This is a genomic window from Actinoplanes sp. NPDC089786, assembly GCF_040684855.1.
Classification (GTDB): domain Bacteria; phylum Actinomycetota; class Actinomycetes; order Mycobacteriales; family Micromonosporaceae; genus Actinoplanes.
Window position 1 is genome coordinate 250945 of record NZ_JBFBGU010000006.1, and the last position, 20460, is coordinate 271404.

At 69.2% G+C, this 20460-nt stretch carries 24 protein-coding genes and 1 other RNA gene; 16 read left to right on the plus strand and 9 right to left on the minus strand.

Translation table 11 applies throughout. The features are described from left to right. Positions 1-324: 324 nt before the first annotated feature. Positions 325-873 carry a DNA primase gene (locus tag AB0O15_RS21570; protein WP_364321083.1) on the minus strand — a complete coding sequence of 183 codons (549 nt, stop codon included), beginning with the start codon at positions 871-873 and terminating at the stop codon, positions 325-327. Between the two features lie 244 nt (positions 874-1117). On the opposite strand from AB0O15_RS21570, the gene AB0O15_RS21575 reads away from it, so the two are divergent. From AB0O15_RS21575 to mctP, 8 genes are all read left to right on the plus strand, one after another. Continuing rightward, a complete protein-coding gene (locus AB0O15_RS21575) occupies positions 1118-2356 on the plus strand; it encodes a helix-turn-helix domain-containing protein (protein ID WP_364321086.1) in 1239 nt (412 codons plus the stop codon). A 13-nt stretch (positions 2357-2369) separates the two neighbouring features. Continuing rightward, on the plus strand, positions 2370-2936 hold the full coding sequence (locus AB0O15_RS21580; RefSeq protein ID WP_364321089.1) for a flavoprotein: 567 nt from the start codon (positions 2370-2372) through the stop codon (positions 2934-2936). Positions 2937-2944: 8 nt separating this feature from the next. Then, a complete protein-coding gene (locus tag AB0O15_RS21585) occupies positions 2945-3781 on the plus strand; it encodes a Nif3-like dinuclear metal center hexameric protein (RefSeq protein ID WP_364321092.1) in 837 nt (278 codons plus the stop codon). Next, positions 3778-4512 carry a C4-type zinc ribbon domain-containing protein gene (locus AB0O15_RS21590; protein WP_364321095.1) on the plus strand — a complete coding sequence of 245 codons (735 nt, stop codon included), beginning with the start codon at positions 3778-3780 and terminating at the stop codon, positions 4510-4512. Before AB0O15_RS21585 ends, AB0O15_RS21590 begins: the two co-directional genes overlap by 4 nt. Before the next feature lie 76 nt (positions 4513-4588). Continuing rightward, positions 4589-5719 carry a bifunctional RNase H/acid phosphatase gene (locus AB0O15_RS21595; RefSeq protein ID WP_364321304.1) on the plus strand — a complete coding sequence of 377 codons (1131 nt, stop codon included), beginning with the start codon at positions 4589-4591 and terminating at the stop codon, positions 5717-5719. A gap of 74 nt (positions 5720-5793) precedes the next feature. Beyond that, positions 5794-7068, plus strand: coding sequence for a glycoside hydrolase family 18 protein (locus AB0O15_RS21600; protein ID WP_364321098.1), 1275 nt, complete (start codon positions 5794-5796; stop codon positions 7066-7068). 127 nt (positions 7069-7195) lie between these two features. Then, positions 7196-7411, plus strand: a complete 216-nt coding sequence (locus AB0O15_RS21605) for a DUF3311 domain-containing protein (protein ID WP_364321101.1) — start codon at positions 7196-7198, stop codon at positions 7409-7411. A gap of 4 nt (positions 7412-7415) precedes the next feature. Next, positions 7416-9065, plus strand: coding sequence for a monocarboxylate uptake permease MctP (gene mctP / locus AB0O15_RS21610; RefSeq protein WP_364321104.1), 1650 nt, complete (start codon positions 7416-7418; stop codon positions 9063-9065). 35 nt (positions 9066-9100) lie between these two features. On the opposite strand, the gene AB0O15_RS21615 is transcribed toward mctP, so the two are convergent. Next, positions 9101-9556: a MarR family transcriptional regulator gene (locus tag AB0O15_RS21615; protein WP_364321107.1), complete on the minus strand. Its 456-nt coding sequence runs from the start codon at positions 9554-9556 to the stop codon at positions 9101-9103. A gap of 116 nt (positions 9557-9672) precedes the next feature. Here AB0O15_RS21615 and AB0O15_RS21620 point away from each other — a divergent pair, with 116 nt between their 5' ends. The 3 genes from AB0O15_RS21620 (at position 9673) to AB0O15_RS21630 (ending at position 11158) form a co-directional block, all read left to right on the plus strand. Continuing rightward, positions 9673-10050 (plus strand): VOC family protein, encoded by a 378-nt coding sequence (locus AB0O15_RS21620; RefSeq protein ID WP_364321111.1) that lies wholly within the window; start codon positions 9673-9675, stop codon positions 10048-10050. Positions 10051-10097: 47 nt separating this feature from the next. Beyond that, positions 10098-10502: an ester cyclase gene (locus tag AB0O15_RS21625; RefSeq protein ID WP_364321113.1), complete on the plus strand. Its 405-nt coding sequence runs from the start codon at positions 10098-10100 to the stop codon at positions 10500-10502. 80 nt (positions 10503-10582) lie between these two features. Continuing rightward, a complete protein-coding gene (locus tag AB0O15_RS21630) occupies positions 10583-11158 on the plus strand; it encodes a histidine phosphatase family protein (protein ID WP_364321116.1) in 576 nt (191 codons plus the stop codon). On the opposite strand, the gene AB0O15_RS21635 is transcribed toward AB0O15_RS21630, so the two are convergent. The 3 genes from AB0O15_RS21635 to AB0O15_RS21645 all read right to left on the minus strand — a co-directional run bounded on the left by AB0O15_RS21635 (position 11150) and on the right by AB0O15_RS21645 (position 13677). Further along, entirely contained in the window at positions 11150-11626 is a 477-nt protein-coding gene (locus AB0O15_RS21635; RefSeq protein ID WP_364321119.1) for a hypothetical protein, read from the minus strand. The two genes, AB0O15_RS21630 and AB0O15_RS21635, sit on opposite strands and share 9 nt — an antisense overlap. After that, on the minus strand, positions 11623-12795 hold the full coding sequence (locus tag AB0O15_RS21640) for a hypothetical protein (protein ID WP_364321122.1): 1173 nt from the start codon (positions 12793-12795) through the stop codon (positions 11623-11625). The genes AB0O15_RS21635 and AB0O15_RS21640 overlap by 4 nt, the downstream gene beginning before the upstream one ends. 117 nt (positions 12796-12912) lie before the next feature. Continuing rightward, the gene (locus AB0O15_RS21645; protein WP_364321125.1) at positions 12913-13677 is read right to left on the minus strand and encodes a sulfite exporter TauE/SafE family protein; all 765 of its coding nucleotides are present in this window, start codon (positions 13675-13677) and stop codon (positions 12913-12915) included. A gap of 46 nt (positions 13678-13723) precedes the next feature. Here AB0O15_RS21645 and rnpB point away from each other — a divergent pair. Then, positions 13724-14137: RNase P RNA component class A (gene rnpB, locus AB0O15_RS21650), an RNA gene on the plus strand. A gap of 311 nt (positions 14138-14448) precedes the next feature. On the opposite strand, the gene AB0O15_RS21655 is transcribed toward rnpB, so the two are convergent. Both AB0O15_RS21655 and AB0O15_RS21660 read right to left on the minus strand, forming a co-directional pair. Further along, the gene (locus tag AB0O15_RS21655; RefSeq protein WP_364321128.1) at positions 14449-14655 is read right to left on the minus strand and encodes a hypothetical protein; all 207 of its coding nucleotides are present in this window, start codon (positions 14653-14655) and stop codon (positions 14449-14451) included. A gap of 744 nt (positions 14656-15399) precedes the next feature. After that, the gene (locus AB0O15_RS21660) at positions 15400-16638 is read right to left on the minus strand and encodes an IS701 family transposase (protein WP_364321307.1); all 1239 of its coding nucleotides are present in this window, start codon (positions 16636-16638) and stop codon (positions 15400-15402) included. Between the two features lie 235 nt (positions 16639-16873). Here AB0O15_RS21660 and AB0O15_RS21665 point away from each other — a divergent pair, with 235 nt between their 5' ends. Next, a complete protein-coding gene (locus AB0O15_RS21665; RefSeq protein ID WP_364321310.1) occupies positions 16874-17455 on the plus strand; it encodes a tyrosine-type recombinase/integrase in 582 nt (193 codons plus the stop codon). Positions 17456-17646: 191 nt separating this feature from the next. Further along, positions 17647-18036: a hypothetical protein gene (locus tag AB0O15_RS21670; RefSeq protein ID WP_364321131.1), complete on the plus strand. Its 390-nt coding sequence runs from the start codon at positions 17647-17649 to the stop codon at positions 18034-18036. Here the strand turns inward: AB0O15_RS21670 and AB0O15_RS21675 are convergent. Both AB0O15_RS21675 and AB0O15_RS21680 read right to left on the minus strand, forming a co-directional pair. After that, positions 17997-18680, minus strand: a complete 684-nt coding sequence (locus AB0O15_RS21675; protein ID WP_364321134.1) for a nucleotidyltransferase domain-containing protein — start codon at positions 18678-18680, stop codon at positions 17997-17999. The two genes, AB0O15_RS21670 and AB0O15_RS21675, sit on opposite strands and share 40 nt — an antisense overlap. Beyond that, positions 18673-18975 carry a DUF1905 domain-containing protein gene (locus tag AB0O15_RS21680; RefSeq protein ID WP_364321313.1) on the minus strand — a complete coding sequence of 101 codons (303 nt, stop codon included), beginning with the start codon at positions 18973-18975 and terminating at the stop codon, positions 18673-18675. Before AB0O15_RS21680 ends, AB0O15_RS21675 begins: the two co-directional genes overlap by 8 nt. A 130-nt stretch (positions 18976-19105) precedes the next feature. Here AB0O15_RS21680 and AB0O15_RS21685 point away from each other — a divergent pair, with 130 nt between their 5' ends. Continuing rightward, positions 19106-19294, plus strand: a complete 189-nt coding sequence (locus tag AB0O15_RS21685; protein ID WP_364321137.1) for a hypothetical protein — start codon at positions 19106-19108, stop codon at positions 19292-19294. 70 nt (positions 19295-19364) lie between these two features. After that, positions 19365-20432: an SGNH/GDSL hydrolase family protein gene (locus AB0O15_RS21690; RefSeq protein ID WP_364321140.1), complete on the plus strand. Its 1068-nt coding sequence runs from the start codon at positions 19365-19367 to the stop codon at positions 20430-20432. Positions 20433-20460: the final 28 nt, after the last annotated feature.

Below are 20460 nucleotides of genomic sequence, written 5' to 3' on the forward strand. Positions count from 1 at the left end.
CCGGCGCCGGAACGACCGGGCGGTCAGCCGAAGTTCGGGCTGAGGGCTCGGAGGGGCCGGTGGGTGCCGGCCGGGCGGCTGCCCGTGGGTCTGGAACCCGTGGGCCGGGAACCGGACGGACGGGTGCCCGCGTGCCGGAAAATCGCATTCACCCCTTCGGGTGACTCGACCTGCGCAAACCGTCCCACTACGTTGTCTCTCGACATGTGTGCCCCCGCCCATGCCCGTCAACCGACCGCTACCAGCGTCAACGATCCGGCGGTCGGGTGGGCAGCGGCGTGTCCGATTGTCCACATGACGCAACGCCCCGGCCGCGATGCGTGGTCAGGCGGCTCGGCGAGACGTCGAGGTCTGGCGCGGGACGGCGAGCCGGGGTATGGGCCGTGCGCCGGTCAGGTGGCGGGCGAGCATGCGTTGCACGGCGGCCGAGGCGGGCAGGCGCCAGCCCACCCGTTCCGGGGCGACCACCCAGCGGATCGGTCCCTCGTCGGTGCGCCCGGGGGCGGCCGGCACCCAGGAGCCGCGGCCGTGGCGGACGATGCCGAGCACACCCTCCAGGTCGGACCGCAGCGGCGCGCCCGGGCCGACCAGGAACAGCCAGGAACCGGCCGGCGTGCCCAGCACCGGGCCGCGCAGGTCGGGCAGGTCCAGCTCGGCGTGCAGCCGGGTGGCGCCGAGGACGCGCAGGCCGATCGTGTCCGGCACGGCCAGGGCGTCGAAGCGCAGGCCGGTCGCCAGCCTGATCTGTCCCTGTTCGACATCGTCGTCGAGCACCCGCCAGCCGTGCGTCTCGTAGCGACGGATGAACCGCCACCGGCGAAGCCGATCGAGGAAGGCGGCTCGGCCGAACGGCCGTCGGCGATTCCTCTGCATGGTTGGAAAACCCCCGGTCAAGGATCGGTACGGCCATATCAGCCGCGACTGCCGTGTCCAAGCACGACACGCGTCGTTGGTCCGCTCAGATCCACTTTTTGCAACTTGCATGTAAAAATACGAGTCTCGCCATGCCGGCGATCACACAGCTTGTGCGACCAGAGGTGGCACGTGTGGTCGACACTGCGGGCGACACAAGGGAAGCTCACCGGTGGGGGTCGCCGGATGAGTTGGGGAGGCACCCGTGGACGAGCTGCCGATCGGGCGTCGCGTCGCCTACTGGCGCGGCCGCCGCAAGATGTCCCAGCAGGTCTTCGCCGACCGGCTGGGCAAGTCGAAGAGCTGGGTCGACAAGGTGGAGCGAGGTGTCCGCCGGCTCGACAAGTTCTCCGTCGTCTACGAGATCGCCGATGTCCTGCAGGTGGATGTCCAGCTGTTGCTGGGCAAGGACGTCGAGCGCCGCCCGGAGACGCCGAACTGCATCGACCAGGTCGAGGTCGAGGAGATCCGCGCCGCTCTGGAGCGATATGACCAGATGAGCGCGTTCTTCCAGCCCGCGCCGCAGTGTCCGCCGCTGGACGAGATGCAGAAGGCGGTCAGCCACGCCTGGCTGACCTATCAGCACGCCAAGTACGGCGTTCTGGCGCGCACGCTGCCGAAACTGCTTCGGGACGCCCAGGCGTCGGACTCCGCGCACGCCAACAGCGAACAGAAGGAGCGGGCCGCGCACCTGCTGGGACAGGTCTACCAGATCGCCTCCTCGGCACTGCGCAAGGTGGGGGAGCACGAGCTGTCCTGGCTGGCGGCCGACCGGTCGATCGCCGTCTCCCAGCGGGCCGGCGACCAGTTGCTGGCCGGCATCGCCAGCTACCGGGTCGGCAGCGCGCTGCTCGCGCTCGGGCGGGCCCGTCCGTCGCTCGAGGTGAACGTCAACATCGCCAACCGGTTGGCCCCGGGCTACGACTCCGGCTCCGACCACACCCGCGACGAGCGGCTGTCGGTCTACGGGATGTTGCTGCTCAACGGCGCGATGGCGGCCGCGCGGATCGGGGACAGCGCGACCGTACGGGACCTGATCAGCGGCGCCGAGCAGGCGGCCATCCAGCTCGGCGGCGACCAGAACCACTACTGGACCAGCTTCGGCCCGACCAACGTGCAGCTGCACCGGGCCGCGGCCGCGGTCGAGCTCGGCGACGGCCGGACCGCGGTGGAGATGTACGAACGCATCGACCACGAGGGTTTCCAGGCGATGCTCCCGGAGCGCCGGGCGCACTACTACCTGGACATCGCCCGCGGGTACGCCCAGATCGGCGACGTCGAGAAGGCCAGCGAGATGCTGCTCGAGGGCGACCGGCTCGCCCCGTCCGAGATCCGCTGCCGCCCGCTCGCCCACGAGGTCCTCTCCGACGTGCTGCGACGCACGCGGGGGACGCCGCCCGCGCCGATCGCGGAGCTGGCCGAACAGATGGGAGTCGGCGTATGAGGTGGGTCCGCACGTGACGATCAACCCCCCACGCGTGCTGTACATCCTGGTGTGCGGCTCGCCGATGGCCCGTGACGTGGGCAAGCTCGTCACGCTGGCGCAGAACGAGGGCTGGGAGGTGTGTGTGATCACGACTCCCGACGGCCGCAACTTCGTCGACGTCAACGCCCTCCAGCGCCAGACCGGTCATCCGGTCCGGAGCTGGTACAAGAAACCGGGCGAACCCGACCAGTTGCCCCAGGCCAACGCCATGATCGTGGCCCCCGCGACGGTCAACACGGTGAACAAGTGGGCGGCCGGCATCACCGACACCCTGGTGCTGGGCCTGCTCATCGAGGCCTACGGTTTCGAGATCCCGACCGCCGTGGTCCCGTACACGAACAACATCATGGCCCGGCACCCCGCGTTGCACGAGAGCCTGGCCAAGCTCACCGCGTGGGGTGTGCACGTGCTCTACGACGACCGCCGGCTCGGCAAGCCCGGGCACACCGACCATTTCCGGTCGCGATTTCCCTGGCGGCGCGCCCTGCAGGTGGTGAGCGAGAAGGTGACGGTGGAGCCCGGCGCGCTCTCCCAGTAGCTATAGAGTTGGCGGCCGTGACCACCACCGCCGTGACCGATGTCGTCGCCGCCCTCGACGAGCGTTACCCGCGCGAGCACGCCGAGGACTGGGACCGGGTCGGCCCGGTGCTGGGCGAGTTCGACGCCCCGGTCGACCGGATCCTCTGCGTGGTCGACTGCGTCCCCGAAACGGTGGACGAGGCGATCAGCGCCGGCGCCCAGCTGATCGTGGCGCACCATCCGCTCCTGCTCAAGGGCGTCTCCTCGGTCGCGCCGGACACGTACAAGGGCCGGATCATCCACCGCCTGATCCGCGCCGGCATCGCGCTCTACGTGGCGCACACCAACGCCGACATCGCGTCGCCGGGCGTCTCGGACGCCCTGGCCGACCGGCTCGGCCTGGCCGGCACCCGTCCGCTCGTGCCCTACCAGGGCAGCGACACGCTGGGCCTGGGCCGGGTGGGGACGATGAGCCCGATGACCCTGGCCGATCTCACCGCGTTCGTCGCGAGCCGGCTCCCGGCCACCGCGGCCGGGGTGCGCGCGGCGGGCGACCCGAAACGGATGATCGGTACGCTCGCCGTGTGCGGCGGCGCCGGCGACTCCTTCCTGGGCGTCGCCACGCGAGCCGGCGTGGACGCGTACCTCTGCGCCGATCTTCGTCATCATCCGGCCGGCGAACACCTCGCGAGCGGCGGCCCGGCCCTGATCGACGTCGCGCACTGGGCGAGCGAGCGGCCGTGGCTGGACGAACTGGCCGGCTGGTTGCGTGACCGTTTCCCGGTCGACGTGGTGGTGTCCGATGTGGACACGGACCCGTGGACTGTGCATGCTGATAGCCCGAAGAAGGAGTCCCGATCGTGAAGGCCGCACCGCAAGCCCAGCGGCGCCTGCTCGACCTGCAGGCCGTCGACACCGCCCTGGCCCAGCTGGCGCACCGCCGCCGCAGCCTGCCCGAGCTGGCCGAGATCGAGGCGGTCGCGCGGGAGATCTCCGCACTCGAGGACGAACGCGTCCGCGCCCAGGTGGCGGTCGACGACCTGGACCGCGACATCACCCGGTTCGAGAAGGACATCGAGCAGGTACGCGCCCGCAAGGACCGCGACCAGAAGCGGCTCGACGCCGGCGCCGCCATGCGGGAGATCGAGGGCCTCCAGCACGAGCTGGCCACGCTCAACCGCCGGCAGTCCGAGCTGGAGGACGCCGAGCTCGAGCTGATGGAGCAGAAGGAGACCGCCGAGGCGGCGCTGGCCGACGTGAAGGCCCGGCTGGGCGAGGCGGTCGCCCGGCGGTCCGCGACCGAGCAGCGACGGGACGAGACGCTGGCCGAGATCACCAAGGAGGAGGAGTTCAAGACCGCCTCCCGGGGTCCGCTCGCCGCCGATCTGCCGGCCGACCTGGTCACCCTCTACGACAAGATCCGCACCGACTCCGGGCTGGGCGCCGCGCTGTTCCGGGCCGGGCGCTGCGGCGGCTGCCGGATCGAGCTGTACGGCGCCGACCTGAACCGGGTGAAGTCCGCCCCGGCCGACGAGGTCGTCCGCTGCGAGGAGTGCCGGCGGATCATGGTTCGTACCGCGGAATCCGGCCTGTGAGCGCGGGAGTCACGACGCTACGGTCCGGATCATCGCGGTGAACGAGCGCCGAACCGCCGAGCGCCGGCCGGCTCAGATCCACGTCGTCGTCGAGGCCGACGGCGGGTCGCGGGGCAACCCGGGCCCGGCCGGGTACGGCGCGGTGGTGCGCGAGGCGGCCACCGGCGAGGTGCTGCTGGAGCGGTACGCGTCGCTGGGCGTCACCACCAACAACGTGGCCGAGTACTCCGGCCTGATCGCCGCGCTCCAGGCGGCCGCCGAGCTGAACGCCACCCGGGTCGACGTGCGGATGGACTCCAAGCTGGTCATCGAGCAGATGGCCGGCCGCTGGCAGATCAAGAACCCGGGGCTGCGCCCGCTGGCCGCCGAGGCCGCGCAGCTCGTCGGGCGGTTCGCCGAGGTCACCTACGAGTGGATCCCGCGCGAGCAGAACCGGGCGGCGGACGCGCTGGCCAACCGCGCGATGGACGAGGCCGCCGGTAAGAAGGTCCCGGATGTGCTGCCCTCGCCCTCGCCCTCGCCGGAGAAGGCGGAGAAGCGGGAGAGCCGGGCGACGCCGCGGTCCTGGGCGCCGCCGGCCTCGACCGAGGAGGCCACCCGGCTGATCCTGGTCCGGCACGGCGAGACCGCCTACACCAAGCAGGGCCGCTACTCGGGCCGCGGCGACATCCCGCTCTCCGACGAGGGTGAGGCGCAGGCGATGGCCGCGGCCGGGCGGGTGGCCGGGCTGGCCCGCGAGGTCGGCGCGGTGGTGACCTCGCCCTTGACCCGATGTGTACGCACGGCCGAGCTGATCGCGGCCGAGGTCGGCGGCGTCGAGGTGACCGTGCTGGACGATCTGATCGAGTGCGACTTCGGCGACTGGGAGGGTCTGACCTTCGCCGAGGTGAAGGAGCGCTGGCCGGGCGAGATGGACGCGTGGCTCGACTCGACGGCCGTGGCGCCGCCCGGTGGCGAATCGTTCGGCACGGTGGCGGCGCGGGCGCGGCGGGCTCTGGGGGCCGTGCTCACGGCGTACCCGGGAATGACCGTGGTTCTGGTTTCGCATGTCTCGCCGCTGAAGCTGATTCTGCGCGACGCGTTGGACGCGGGTGACGGGTTCCTGCATCGGCTGTTCCTGGACGCGGCCGGCGTGTCCATGATGGATGTCTGGCCGGATGGGAACATCGCGGTCAGATCGGTCAACGAGACGGCCCACCTGCGCTGACGTCTTGACCGGGGTCGATGCCCGCCGCTAGCTTCCATCACCAACAGGAAACTTTCTTCACTGTTGGAGTGCTCATGCGAAGTCCGCTCCGCCGTCTTCTCGCCGTGGGCGCCGCCATGCTGGTGTCGCTCACCGTCGCCGCCGCCCCGGCGCAGGCGCACAGCCGTCCGTACGTCAAGGTCGGATATTTCACCCAGTGGGGCATCTACGGTCGTCAGTTCCCGGTCGCGAACCTGCAGACCTCGGGCGCGGCGAGCAAGCTGACCCACATCAACTACGCGTTCGGCAACGTCACCGAGGACGGCCTCTGCGCCTCGGCCGACCCGTGGGCCGACTGGCAGGTGCCGTTCCCGGCCGAGACCAGCGTGGACGGCGTCGCCGACGTGGCCGGGCAGCCGATCGCCGGCAACCTCAACCAGCTCGCCGAGCTCAAGGCGGCCAACCCGCGGCTGCGGGTGCTGATCTCGCTGGGCGGCTGGACGCTGTCCAAGTGGTTCTCCGACGCCGCCGCCACCGGGCAGTCCCGCCGGCGCCTGGTCGACTCGTGCGTGGACCTGTGGCTGCGGGGCAACCTGCCCGGCGCCGCGCCGGGCGCCGCGGCCGGCATCTTCGACGGCATCGACCTCGACTGGGAATGGCCCGGCTCGGAGGGCAACGCCGGCAACGTGATCCGGCCCGAGGACAAGCACAACTTCACCCGGCTGCTGGCCACCTTCCGCGACTCGCTGGACCGCCTCGGGCGCGCCCGGCACCACAAGTACGAGCTGACCGCGTTCCTGCCGGCCGCCCCGGCCAAGATCGACGCCGGCTTCGAGGCCGACAAGATCTTCAACTACCTCGACTTCGGTACGGTGCAGGGCTACGACTTCCACGGATCGTGGGAGCAGCGGGCCAACCAGCAGTCGGCGCTGCGCGTGCCGGCCGGGGCGCCCGACAACCCCGACTTCTCGATCACCACCACGATCGACACCTGGCTCGACCGGGGCGCCCCGCGCGGCCGGCTGGTGCTCGGCGTTCCCTACTACGGCCAGGGCTGGACCGGGGTGACCGACGGGCTCTTCGGCGCGGCCACCGGCCCGGCGCCCGGCCTCTTCGCGGCGGGCACCGAGGACTACAAGACGCTGAAGAACCTGCCGGCCGAGGGGTACACGGTGTACCGCGACAAGCGCGCCGGACACACCTATCTCTACAACGGCACCACCTTCTGGACGTTCGACGACCCGGAGCAGCTGCTCCAGAAGACGAACTACATCAAGAACAAGGGCCTCGGCGGCGCCATGGTGTGGTCGCTGGACGGCGACGACGCGAATGCCACGCTGACCAGGACGATCGCGCGCGGATTGCGGTAGGAGCGGCTTTCCGGTGGTGCCGTTCGGCGCACCACCGGAGCCGTTCGGCGCAGGAAGATCGGTTAAGAACCGGTGTCGTCGTTAACCTCACGATTACCCTGTCGCTGCTCACGGGACGGTCCCGCCCATGTCCGAACCAACGCCTCAGCCGCGGAGTGACCGCAGCCCGTGGAACTGGTTGCTCGTCATCCCCATCGTGGTGCCGTTGATCACCCCGCTCTTCAACTTCGACTCACCGCGGCTGTGGGGATTCCCGGCCTTCTACTGGATCCAGTTCTCGTTCATCCTCCTCGGCGTGATCACCACGACCGTGGTCTACAAGATGACCACGAAGAGGCGGTGACCCAATGGGCGAGCACATCACCCAGATCATCGTCTTCGCGCTGTTGTTCCTGCTGGTCAGCGCGATGGGCTTCGTCGCCGCGCGGTGGCGGGCGCCGAAGGACATGGCCCACCTCGACGAGTGGGGGCTGGGCGGGCGCAGCTTCGGCGGCTGGATCACCTGGTTCCTGGTCGGTGGCGACCTCTACACCGCGTACACCTTCGTGGCGGTCCCCGCGCTGATCTTCGGCGCCGGCGCGGCCGGGTTCTTCGCCGTGCCGTACACCATCGTGATCTACCCGATGTTCTTCCTGATCCTGATCCGGCTCTGGTCGGTGTCGCACCGCCACGGCTTCGTCACCCCGGCCGACTTCGTGCGCAACCGGTTCGGTTCGCCCACGCTGGCGCTGTTGATCGCGATCACCGGCATCGTGGCCACCATGCCGTACATCGCGCTGCAGTTGATCGGCATCGAAGCGGTCCTCAAGACGATGGGCATGACCGGGGACAGCGTGATCGCCCGGCACGCGCCGATCATCATCGCGTTCGCGATCCTGGCCGCGTACACCTATCAGTCGGGTCTGCGCGCCCCCGCGCTGATCGCCTTCGTCAAGGACACGCTGATCTACATCGTGATCCTGGTCGCGGTGATCTACCTGCCCTACAAGCTGGGCGGCTGGGGCAGCATCTTCGACGACGCGCAGGCCAAGTTCAATGCCTCACCGGCGCCCGGCGACGGCATCACGCTCAACGCCAACAACCAGCTGCAGTACTTCACCCTGGCCATCGGGTCGGCGCTCGCGCTGTTCCTCTACCCGCACTCCATCACCGGCGTGCTGGCCAGCAAGAACCGCAGCGTGATCAAGCGGAACATGTCGGCGCTGCCCGCCTACAGCTTCCTGCTCGGGCTGCTGGCGCTGCTCGGTTACGCGGCCATCTCGGCCGGCGTCAAGCCGCTGCCCGGCGCCCGGGAGGGCACGGTCGACAGCAACACTGTCGTCCCGCTGCTGTTCGACACGCAGTTCCCGTCCTGGTTCGCCGGGATCGCGTTCGCCGCCATCGGCATCGGCGCGCTGGTCCCGGCCGCGATCATGTCGATCGCCGCGGCCAACCTGTTCACCCGCAACATCTACAAGGAGTACTTCCGCAAGGACGCCACCCACGCGCAGGAGGCGTCGGTCGCCAAGATCACGTCGCTGCTGGTCAAGGTCGGCGCGGTCGGCTTCATCATCTTCCTCGATCCGCAGTTCTCCATCGACCTGCAGCTGATCGGCGGCGTCATCATCCTGCAGACCGCCCCCGCGGTGGCGCTCGGCCTGTTCACCCGGTGGTTCCACCGCGGCGGGCTGATCGCCGGCTGGGCGGCCGGTATGGGCCTGGGCTTCTGGATGCTGTGGCAGATCCCGAACCTGGCGACGAAGCGGGCGCACTTCGGCGGCTCGGCCTTCCCGCTGTCCGACTTCGGGTTCGACACCAAGAAGACGATCTACGTCGGCTTCGTGACCGTCCTGGTCAACCTGCTGGTCGCGGTCGTGGTGACGCTGATCCTGCGGGCGGCCAAGACACCGGACGGCGTGGACTCGACCACGGCGGACGACTACTTCGCCGACGAGGGCGACCCGCGGCTGGAGTCCTCGCGGGCCAAGCCCGACGACGAACTGGCTTCCTCCACCTGATCCGCTCCCGGTAACACGGCGCCGCGTCCCTCGCCTCAGGGGCGCGGCGCCCTCATGTATTCCTCCAGCGACCCGTTGAACCTGGTCAGCGTCGTGGCCAGGGCGGCGCGCTCGTCCGGGGTCCAGCTCCGCAGCACCCGGTCGTAGACGGCGCGGCGGGCCACCCGGACCGCCTCCATCTGCTCCAGGCCGCGGTCGGTGGCCGCGATCACCGTGCCCCGGCCGTCGTTCGGGTCGCGGCGGCGCTCCACCAGGGCGGCGTTCTCCAGGGCGGTGACCTGCCGGGTGACGGTCGAGCCGTCCAGGTTGAGGCGGTCGGCGAGGGCGGACACGTTCAACGGGCCGGCCGACTCCAGATGCCGGAGAATCACGTACGCCGACCGGTCGAGCGCGCGATGCGGCTTCAGATCGGTAGCGCGGCGGGTCGCCTCACCAAGCCGCATCAACATCGCGACCTGCGTTTCGATGGTGCCCAATACGTCGTCAGCCACGAAAGCTTCCTACTACAGCGGTAAGACCAGGATCAAACCAGTCCTGCGTTTTCCGACGCCTTCCTTCACCAAGATCGCCCGTTCGGGGCTTTTCGGTCCTGGGGTAGCGTCGCGGGATGCATCGGAGCCGGTTGTCCACGCTGTTGATCGATGTTCCTGGCGGCGAAGCGGCGGCGGCCGCGGCGTTCTGGGGGGCCGCGCTGGGGGTGCCGGCCACGCCGGTGGCGGGGGAGGAGCAGTACACCTCGCTGGCCGGGGCGTTGCCGCATGTCAGTGTGGCGGTGCAGGCGCTGGAGGACGGCGACGCCCGCTATCACCTGGACATCGAGACCGACGACGTGGACGCCGAGACGGCACGGCTGGTGGGGCTCGGCGCCGTCGAGGTGGGCAGCTGGCAGGGGTGCCGGACGCTGCGCGTACCCGGCGGGCTTCTGATCTGTGTCATTCCGGTGCACAGCACGGATTTTGCGGAGTATGCCCGTACCTGGGCGTAGCGCGTGTCTTCTGGCATGGATGCCGCTCGATCCGGCAAGGTGAGGCCATGCAGCCGAAGGAGATCGCCCGGGCCTGGTTCGAGATGTGCGCACGCGGCGACCGGGAGGCCTTCGCCGAGCTGGCCACCGACGACTACCTGCCGCACGGGCCGGGCGGCACGGGCACCCGCGACGACTTCATCGACTGGCTGCAGTGGTATTCGACGGCCTTCGCCGACCAGGAACCGGTCATGGAGGACGCCATCGAGTCGGGTGACCGGCTTGTGATCCGCTACACCGTCCGCTCCACCTACCGCGGCGGCTACCTGGACCTGCCCGCGGCCGACCAGAAGGTGCACGAGACCGGCATCATCATCTTCCGCCTCACCGGCGGCAAGGTGGCCGAGACCTGGTTCGAAGGCAACGATCTGGAGGTCGCCCAGCAACTCGGCGGCCGGGTGCAGGCGGCCTGAGAGGGCCATACCCGGTGGCATCCGGACAAGATTCATGGGGGTCTGTTGGTTACTCGTGGTGACTTCGCCATACTGACGCGGTGATCGGCAACTGGGAGCGGGTGTTGCTGGCCCGCCACGGCCAGACGGAATGGAACGTGGTCGGGCGCCGGCAGGGGCAGCTCGACGCGCCGCTCACCGCGGTCGGCATCGAGCAGGCCCGCCGGCACGCGGTCACCGCGACCGGCGCCGACCGGGTCTTCACCAGCCCCCAGGGCCGGGCGACGTCCACCGCGCGGCTGATCGCCGAAGCCCTCGACCTGTCCGTGGTGGTGGTCGACGAGCTGGCCGAGATCCACCATGGAACCTTCGCCGGCCTGACCGACACCGAGATCGAGGCCCGCTACCCGGCCGAGTGGTGGGACCGGGCCGAGGACAAGTACGAGTGGCGCTTCCCCGGCGGCGAGAGCTACGCCGACGCCGACCCGCGGGCGTTACGCGCGCTCCAGAAGATCGCGGCCGACCCGGCCCGGCGCCCGCTGATCGTCACCCACGAGATGGTCAGCCGGCTGCTGCTGCGCCACCTGCTCGGCCTGACCCCGCAGGAGGCGCTGCTCCGCCGCCAGCCCCACGAGGTGATCTTCGCGATCGGGCCGGACGGCCTCTCGTCACTGTGAGCCGGTTGATTCCGTGCTGATCCGGGCGGCGTCGCCGACCTTCTCGGTGACCGCCGGAGCGATGTCGGCGACACCGGCGCCGGCCAGCTCGCCGAGCAGCGCCGTCAGCGCCTCGAGCACCTGGCCGAACATGCCGGCCGGCTCCTTCACCTCGACCGTCACCCGGCCGTCCCGGGCGAAGATGACGACCAGGCCGAAGATCACGTCCTTGCTGCGGTAGACCGGCCTGGGCGTACCCGGGCGAAGGTCGATGATCTGGCCGCCGCGGTGCCGGTCCACCAGCGACGTCACCAGCCCGACCGCCGCCGCGGCGCCGAACAGCAGCAGGGTGGTCGTCAGCACCGGCTCGAGACCGCGCATCTCGACCCGCTGCAGCGCCACGTCGTGCTCGGCCGCGGTGCGCCGGGCGAAGTCGACGTCGTCGTTGTCGACGATCAGCATCCGCCGGGTGTCGCGGTCGGGTGTCACGTCGCCTCCTGAGCGGCCGGGGTGGTCAGGGCGAAAGTCCACATCGGTGCGAGGCGTACGCCGTGCCGGCGCGCACGCACGACGGCCGGCCGCGCCCGCTCCCACAGGGTGTCCAGCACCGCCGCGTACGCCCGGCCCAGCCCCAGCGGGTGCCCCGACTCGTCCCCGCCGACCAGGCGCACGGCCGAGTCGCGCAGCGTCGCCCGGCGGTCGAAGCTCGGCGGGTGACTGCCCAGCCGCCGGGCCGACTCGTCGCCGAACTGCAGCAGGCTCGCGGCCCGGTCCATGATGTCCAGCGCGCTGAAGAAGATCTCGAAACCACAGAAGGCGTAGTCGGCGTCGACCTCGATCTTCTCGCGCATGGCCAGGACGCCGAGGTGGACCCCGATGTAGTCCGCCTCGTACTCCTGTTGCCACGGGTAGTCGACCTGCTCGACCGGCACCACTCCGGCCGACCGCAGCCGGGCCGAACCGAGATGACCGCCGATGATGTGGCCGTACTCGTGACCCACGACGAACAACTCGACGGCGTCGCGGAGCAGCGACGTCACAATCTGCTGGCGCCAGCTGCCGAGGAGATACTGCGGGGCGGCGGCCGGGCGGCCGTCGACGAGATAGGCCAGGAGCGTCTCGGTGAACCGGACCACGGCGGTGTCGTCCTCGTCGAGATGCGCCGGCGCCTCGGTCGAGAACCCGAACCAGCCGTCCTCGGCCTCCGTCGCCGGGCAGGCCAGCACGATGGCCTTGCAGATCAGGTTGGCGAAGGTCAGCAACTCGTTCTCGAGCAGCACCAGATGGCCGCCGCCGGGAACGGCGACGGTCATGGCGTTGACCTGGCCGGTCGCCAGGGTCCCGAAGCGCGGCCGGCTGGGCAGGCCGATGTCGTGGTCGGCCAGCACCTTCTCGATGTGCCGGGTCAGAGTGCGCATCATCGCGTACGCGAAAGGGTGTTCGAATTTCGTTGGTCGCATGGCGTAATCGGCGGTGGGGAAGGCCTCGGCCTCGCGGACCTCGGCCGGGGTGAGCGGGCGCCCGAGAGACTGCTCCCATACGGTCACGGCCATTCCGGGCGGAGCGGAAAGGCTCTCGAAGTCGGGCGTGATTCCCAGGCGGGCGTACGTTTCGGCCTGCAGTTGTTCGAGAAACTGATCGGCGAATTCCTCGGACACCCGGCCAGCGTGGCACGGCCCGCCAACCGGGTGACCCTCGTTCGGGTCAGGCGGTGGCCTTTTTCCGGGTCAGGCGAAGGCCCGCACCCCCCCTTTTTTTAGATCAGGCTTTTTGGATCAGGCGAAGGCCCGCACCAGCAGGATCAGGCCGATTGTCGTGCCGAAGGTGACGATCAGCGCCTTCAGAACCCGGGCCGGGAGGCGGCGGGCGAGGCGTGCTCCGGCGTACCCGCCGACGATTGTCGCCGGAGCGAGAATCAGCACGGCCAGCCAATTGACCGGGCCGAAGATCGCGAACACGACAACGGTGACGGCGCCCACGGTGGCGGACAGGACATTCTTCAGGGCATTGATGCGATTGAGCGTCTCGTCGAGGACCAGGGCGAGCGCCGCGACATACATGACGCCCAGCGCGGCCCCGAAATAACCGCCGTAGACGGCGCCGATGAGGACGACCACCTGCAGGGTGATCGCCCGGCGGCGCGGGCTCAGCGCACGCGGATGCCCGACCAGGCCACGCAGCCGATCCTGGAAGAACAGCGTCGCGGCCGCCCCCAGCACCAGGAACGGAACGATCAACTCGAACGCCCGAGCGGGTGTGAGCAGCAACAACGCACAACCGGCGGCGGAACCCACGACACACGCCGGCAGCACCGCCGGGATGCGCCGGCGTTGCCCGGCCAGATCGTGCCGGCTCCCGAACACGCTCGAGACGTAGCCCGGGAACACCGAGACGGAGTTCGTGACGTTCGCCTCGACCGTCGGCAGACCCGTCACGATCAGACTCGGGAAAGTGATCAGCGACCCGCCGCCGGCGAGCGCGTTCACCCCGCCGGCGAGCAGGCCGGCGAGGAGCAGCAGAAGTACGTGTCCAAGGTCCATGGCAAGGTTGAATCTACGGGCACCGTAGACTGGGCGTCGCGACGGACGAGTCGGCTGGGCGGTCGCGTCGGCATCCTTGACGGATGCCGCCGAGGAACGTCCGGACTCCGCAGAGCAGGGTGGTTGTTAACGGCAACCCGGGGCGACCCGCGGGAAAGTGCCACAGAAAGCAAACCGCCGACGGGGGTTCGCCCCCGCCGGTAAGGGTGAAACGGTGAGGTAAGAGCTCACCAGCATCCCGGGCGACCGGGATGGCTCGGTAAACCCCACCCGGAGCAAGGCCAAGCAAGGCTGCTCACGGCCCACGGGCCGGGGGTGGCCGGCGCAGGCGTTCGAGGGCTGCTCGCCCGAGCCTGCGGGTAGGCCGCAAGAGCCTGTCGGCAACGGCAGGCCGAGATGGATGACCGCCGCGGTGCTCCGGCACCGGTCACAGAATCCGGCGTACAGGCCGACTCGTCCGTCGCCCTCAAGGTCACGATCGCGAGGGCGGCACTGACCTCTCCTTATATGTAGGTGTCGCTAGTCAGCGTTGGTCAACATTGGGCGGCGCCTGACACCCCAGAGACGCCCCGACACCCCAGAGACGCCCCGACGCCCCAGAGACGCCCCGAACCGGGCAGCCCACAGGCCCCCCACACCGCTCCGAACCGCAGCACAATTACAGAGCGCGAGCGGCGCAGTTTCAGTCATCCCGGGAGCCTGCCCGTCCGGCGAGGACGTATTTGGGGGTCCCTGAGGGGGAACGAGAAAGGATTCCTCAACCCGATCAGTTCACTCCTTCTCCAGCATGGCGATCTGCTGCTGAACTTCCTCTGCCTCCGCCACCACCGCCGCAAGGGGTCCCGTTGATGAGGCAATCGCGTCGTTCCAGTCGTCGGTTTCGATGCCCTTCTGCACATCTCGGGCCGTGCCTGTCGCTAGCTGACCCGCTTGAATCTTGAGCGCTTCGTACCTGGCCTTCAAGTCAGCGAGTGTCATAGAGCTGCCCTCCTCCGTGGGGGTACGTCGGTCCCGCAAGCTCGGCGAACTTGCCGGAACTCCCCGGATCGTAGGCAGCACTCCTAGCTGCGACCTGCCACATCAAGAAATCCGCATAACGCGAATGCAACCAAGCCCTGGGCCCTCCTCTGAGATGCGGACCAGGGCTTTACTTTGTTCCTGTTCGCGCCTGCCGCCGGGCTGGAACCGCCCGGGGTGCGCCCGCCGAAGGCTGGGGCGCGGGGTCCCCGGAGCGGCGGCCCTCCGGCCCGGCCCTGCTGGGCGGCGCGAGCGGCCCGCGAAGCGGGCCGCCTTGAACCCGTATAGAAACTTCTCACGAACCCTGACAGCTGCGTCCCTGACGCTGTCCATGGCGGCTGAGCTTGTGTCAGCTCTGTCGACTTGGAACTGTGCGACGGTGGCATCGTCATGCAGCTTGGTGCGCGGGAATCGATCGCCGTCCGGGTCTCCACGTTCAACCGCACGAACGTGTTCGATTGGGCCTGCGGGTCGAACCTTGTCGAGTGATCTCAAGATAGACGCCAAGATCGCAGTAACGTCCGACCGATGGATCTCCGAGTCCGGGCCCTGCCGCGTCGCTCTCACTGACTAAGAGTTCGGCCAGCTCAGCGCGCGGTCCGCCTGCGTCTCGGCGCCGCTCACTGCATGTCCGAACCATCCGCGCTGCCGTCCCGGCCCGGTACCAACCGATGGTCGACCTAGTACTCCAGCGGGAGATCCGTTTTAGGGCTCGGTGAGGGCTTGCCGGGCGTAGTGGCTGGTCTTGGCCGCGTCTTGGTGCCGACGGCGGTAGATGGACCAGGCGATGGCGTCGGCGACGCGTCGTGCGGGGTCGAGGATCAAGGCGTGGAACAGTCGGCGGAGTTCGTTGACGGTGATGTCGATCAGGCCGTCCGGACTTTCGGTGCTGACCGTGGTGGTGGCGGCGAGGAAGGCGTGGGCGGCGATGACCAGGGTGGTCCAGCGGTGCCAGGCTTTCCAGCGGCGGTGCTGATGCTGGTCCAGACCGAGGCCGGTCTTGGTGGCCTGGAACGATTCCTCGATACTCCAGCGACGGCCGGCGACTGCGACCAGTTGGTGCAAGGCGACGAGTTCGGGTGACCGGCAGCGGTAGAAGGCCAGTTCGCCGGTGGTGCGGTTACGGCGGTTCAGCAGCCAATGGTGACCTGTGTGCTGGTCGGCGGTGTGCGGCAGGGTGATGAAGGCCCAGTCGTAGTAACGGAATCCCTTTGCGCCGGCGCCGGCGGACATCCGCTGCCAGGCTTGCTTAGGCAGACCGTCAGCGATCCGGTCGGCCCGCGCGACACCGAGGCCGGTCGCGACGCGATGCGAGCAGGCGACCGCGAGGACGTAGCCGAGCCGCAGGCCGCGCAGCGCCAGGGCGAGGTTCGGGTCACCGCCGTAGGCCTCGTCGCCGGCGACCCATCGACACGGCAGGCCACCGGCCACCGCGGTCTCGATCAGCCGCCGAGCCAGCTGCGGTTTCGTCGCGAAGGCGACGGTGTCAGGCACTCCTGCCTCAACGCGTCGTTGCGGTTCATCGGTCCAGGATTTCGGCAGGTAGAGGGCCACATCGAGCAGAGTGTGCCCGGCCGGTGCCGCATAGGACAGATGCACCGCGAGCTGGCAGTTCTCGATCTTCCCAGCGGTGCCGGAGTACTGCCGTTGCACCCCGACGGTGTGGGTGCCTTTCTTCAGATCGCCAGTCTCGTCGACCAGCAGAACCCCGTCGGGATGGCCGAGTCGGGCGGCGATGAAGTCTCGGACATCAGCGCGGACTCCGGCGTCGTCCCAGCTGGCCCGGCCGATCAAATCCTGCATCCCACCTGGCCCATCGTCACCGGCGTGTTCCGCGATCGTCCAGCAGTTCTTGACTGGTAAAGGCGCCAGCAATCCCGAGATGAAGTCCCTGACCCGACGCCGCGGTTCCGGGCGGGTGAAGCGTTCCTCGATCGTGTCCAGCAGCTCTTCGAACAGCTCAGCCCATCGCTGGGCGTCTACTCTGTAGGCGGCAGCCACCGCCGCATCTTTTGAGGTCCACACAACCACTGAGACTCGACGGTGGCTGCTTGCTGCTCACGGACAAACCCGCACCGTCACCGCAGGTCAGAACGGATCTCCTGCTGGAGTACTAGACAGTGGGTGCGAGCTACGGCAGGGGGAAATCTTCGGCCTGGCCGTCGACGACCTCGACCTGATCGGCGGCTGGCTCCACGTGCGGCGGCAGGTGAAACGGGTGCGTTCCAGGCTCGTCTACGGCCTGCCGAAGAACAACAAGGAACGACGAAATCCCGTTGTCCGATGTCGTAGCAGGAAGGCTCGCGACGCACATTGCCGAAGTACCGCCCGTCGCAGTCGCCCTGCCCTGGGAGGATCCCGGAACGCGGGCCGTGTTACCGCAACGCTGCTGTTCACCACGACGCGAAATAACGCGATCAATCGCAGCGACTTCAACCCGGACGTCTGGCACCCGGCAGTGGAACAGGCCGGGATCGAGCGAACTCGTGCGATCGGGATGCACGCGCTCCGCCACTTTTACGCCTCCGCCCTCCTCGACGCTGGCGAGACGGTCAAGGCACTCGCTGCGTATCTCGGCCACGCCGATCCCGGTTTCACCCTGCGGACCTACACACACCTCATGCCGGCCAATGAGGAACGCACTCGCGCGGCAATCGATGCCCTGTTCGGGGCAGCCAAGAAGGCACCCACGCCCTGGCGACGCCCTAGACGGGCTCTGCACCGCCGTTTCCGCAGCTCAACACAGCCGCGCCGCACATAGTCCGGCGTACAGGCCGACTCGTCCGTCGCCCTCCTGATGGTGGCCCAGCTCATAGTCGTTGAGCTGGGCCTTCGAACGTCAGGACTGGGTTTGCGCCGCAGGCATGCGGGTCGGAACTCAGGGGAAACCCCGGCTGGATCGTCGACACTGAGCGGATTCGTGGGGGCGCCGGGGTTTCTAGCGTCGGCGGTATGAATTTTCGGCTTGCAGTGGTGTTGGGGTTGTTCGGGTTGGTTCGGCCGGTGCTCAGTGTTGTCGGCGCCTTTGACGGTGGGGTGTTGGGGAAGCCGGTCGGGCCGATTGTGGTCACCGTGGTCATCTGTGTGGTTCAGGTGGTGGCTGTTGTGGTGGCGCGGGTGGGGAATCCGGTTCTTACGCTGGGCGTGGCCGGGGTTGCTTATGGAGTGTTCGCGATTCTCTTGAACCTGTCTCTGCAGCCGGTTCTTGCCTCGGCCGAAGCTATTCCGTTGCCGGGATACGTGGCTATTCCGGTGTTCAACGCGTTGCTGGGTCTTGTGCTCGGGGTGGTCGCGTTGGGGGTTCAGCGGATGATGCCGCGGCTGGGGTCGAAGGAGCGGTGAATCAAGGACAGGTCGTCGCCCCAGGAGTCGAGTAGGTCGGCGTGGCCTTGCGTTCGGGCCAGGCGTTCCACGTCGGGGAAGAGGGACGCCGGGTGGGTTGAAGCTCGTTCGGGCAGGGCGTTCCATGGGTCGCCGAGCGGGAACTTCTCCAACTCCCAGGACAGATACTTGTTGTACGGCCGCAGCCGGCCGTGCAGCGCGAAGACCGTGGTCAGCAGCCACGGGATGCTTTCCGCCAGGTCGAGGGCGGCCGCGGTGGGGTGGCCGTCGCGTTGGGACTTCGCGGCGCGGTAGAGGAAGTTGACGTAACCGTCGAGGTTGTCGCGGGCCCAGGTTCGCGCCTCGGCGGGGGTGGGCGTGGCCTGCTGGTCGACCAAGGGCTGGACGCCGCCTCGGTCGAGGAGGACACGCGCGCCGCGGAAGGTGTAGCGCTGGTAGGTGTCGCTGGTGTCGGCCAACTGCCGGGGGGTGCGGGAGAACTCGTCGATCACCTTTTCGCGGCGGCGCTCACGGGGGGCGTGGGTGACGACGCACAGGTCGATGTCTGATCGGTCGGTGGCGGTGCCCCGGGCGTGGGAGCCGGTCAGGACGATGCCCACGACCTGGGGGTCGGCGCCGATCTCGGCCACCAGGTGGTCAAACATCGACGGTCTCGACGGTGATCAGGGTGGTGTCGCCGGGGTTGAGCTTCTCGGCCCGGCGGATCGCCTTCTTCACCGGCAGCACGTAGCACCGGCGGGCGGCGTCGGGGAAGATCGACGTACGCCAGTTGCTGCCGCCGATGGCCGCGCGGACCCGCACCGAGCCGAAGCCGCGGGCCAGGCCGCCGACCAGCTCGCGGAGTTCCTCGGACTCGTCCACGGGCAGGCTCACGAAGGTCCAGCTGTCGTCGCGCCGGGCCGCCCAGACCCACAGCTCGGACTCGAACTCCACGATCACGGGCGCCAGCATGCCACGGCGGTACGACACTTCGGCGAGCCACCAGCGCCCGCACAGCCGGTGCGACGGAAGCGGGGCAAAGCTCACGTACGGTCCGGGCTTCCCTCGATCCTCGACGTCAGGAGCCGCAGTGTCCGACGAGCCGGTCCGCTTCGACCTGCACCTCAAGCCCGGAGCCCTGGACGCCTATTCGAGGGAGCAGGTGCTCGCCTCGCCGGTCCGGTGGAGTCTGGGCGGCGACGTCCTGATGACCGGCATGGTCCAGGACTTCTGGCTCGAGGACGACGGGAAGATCACGCTGATCGTCGAGGGGCTGTAGGCCGCGGGGCTCCTGAACCGCACCGGGAGTGTGCTCAATCCGCTCCCGCTCGCGTTCGATAACGAAGGGCATGAACACGTTGCGTCTGGCCCTGGCGTCCGTCGTCGCTCTGTCCGTGGTCGGCGGCGCCGGCGCGTGTGCCGTGGCCCTGCCCGGTGCGACGCCGGCGGTCGCGGCGACCGTGGCGGAGGCCGGCTCGGAGACGGCGCCGGAGGCCGGCCCGGAGACGGTGCCGGCGGCGGAGAGCGGCCTGGAGACGCAGCCGGTGGCGGAGGACGGCTCGGGGCCGGTGCGGATCATGCCGCTCGGTGACTCGATCACGTACGGGATCGGGTCGGTGCGGATGGGGTCGTACCGCGTCGCACTGCAGCAGCGGCTCCGTGCCGCCGGCGTGGACGTCGACTTCGTGGGGTCGCAGTCGTCCGGCGCCGAGGCCGGCGTCGACCGGGACAACGAAGGGCACTCGGGCTGGCGGATCCGGCAGATCGCCGCGGAGGCCGACGGGTGGATGGCGACCTATCGGCCCGACATCGTGCTGCTGCACATCGGGACGAATGACATGCGCAGCGCCGCGGAGGCGGTCGGCGCGGCGGATCGGCTGAGCCTGCTCATCGGCCAGCTGCTGGCCGCGTCGCCGGACGTGCGGGTGCTGGTGGCGAAGGTCGTCGGGTCGAACGACGAGACCGCCCGCCGGATGTACTCGAAGCAGATCGACGCCTACAACGCGCGGATCCCGGCCGTGGTCGCGAGCAAGGGGGAGCGGGTGGGCCTGGTCGACCAGACCGGCGTCGACGGGACCGACCTGCTGGACCGGCTGCACCCGAACGAGTTCGGCTACCAGAAGATGGCCTGGACCTGGTACCGCGCGCTGCAGCCGCTGCTGAACGTCGGCGGCGCGCCGTGGCCGATGACGGATGACCCGTTCCGGGCGACAACGAAGTACATCCGCCTGTTCGGCCCGGCCGGCACCGAAGGGCGCTGGTGGTACCTGCGCCCGGTCACGGTCGAGCGCGGCGGCCGGAAGGCGGAGTCGAAGCAGTGGCAGACGCGGCGCACGGTGACCGAGAAGTACCGGGTCAAGATCAACGGCAAGGTCGCTCTGCGTACGCGCACCGTGATCCGCTGGTCGGCCACGTAGCGGGCTCCCTCGCCAGGGGGAGGCGGTT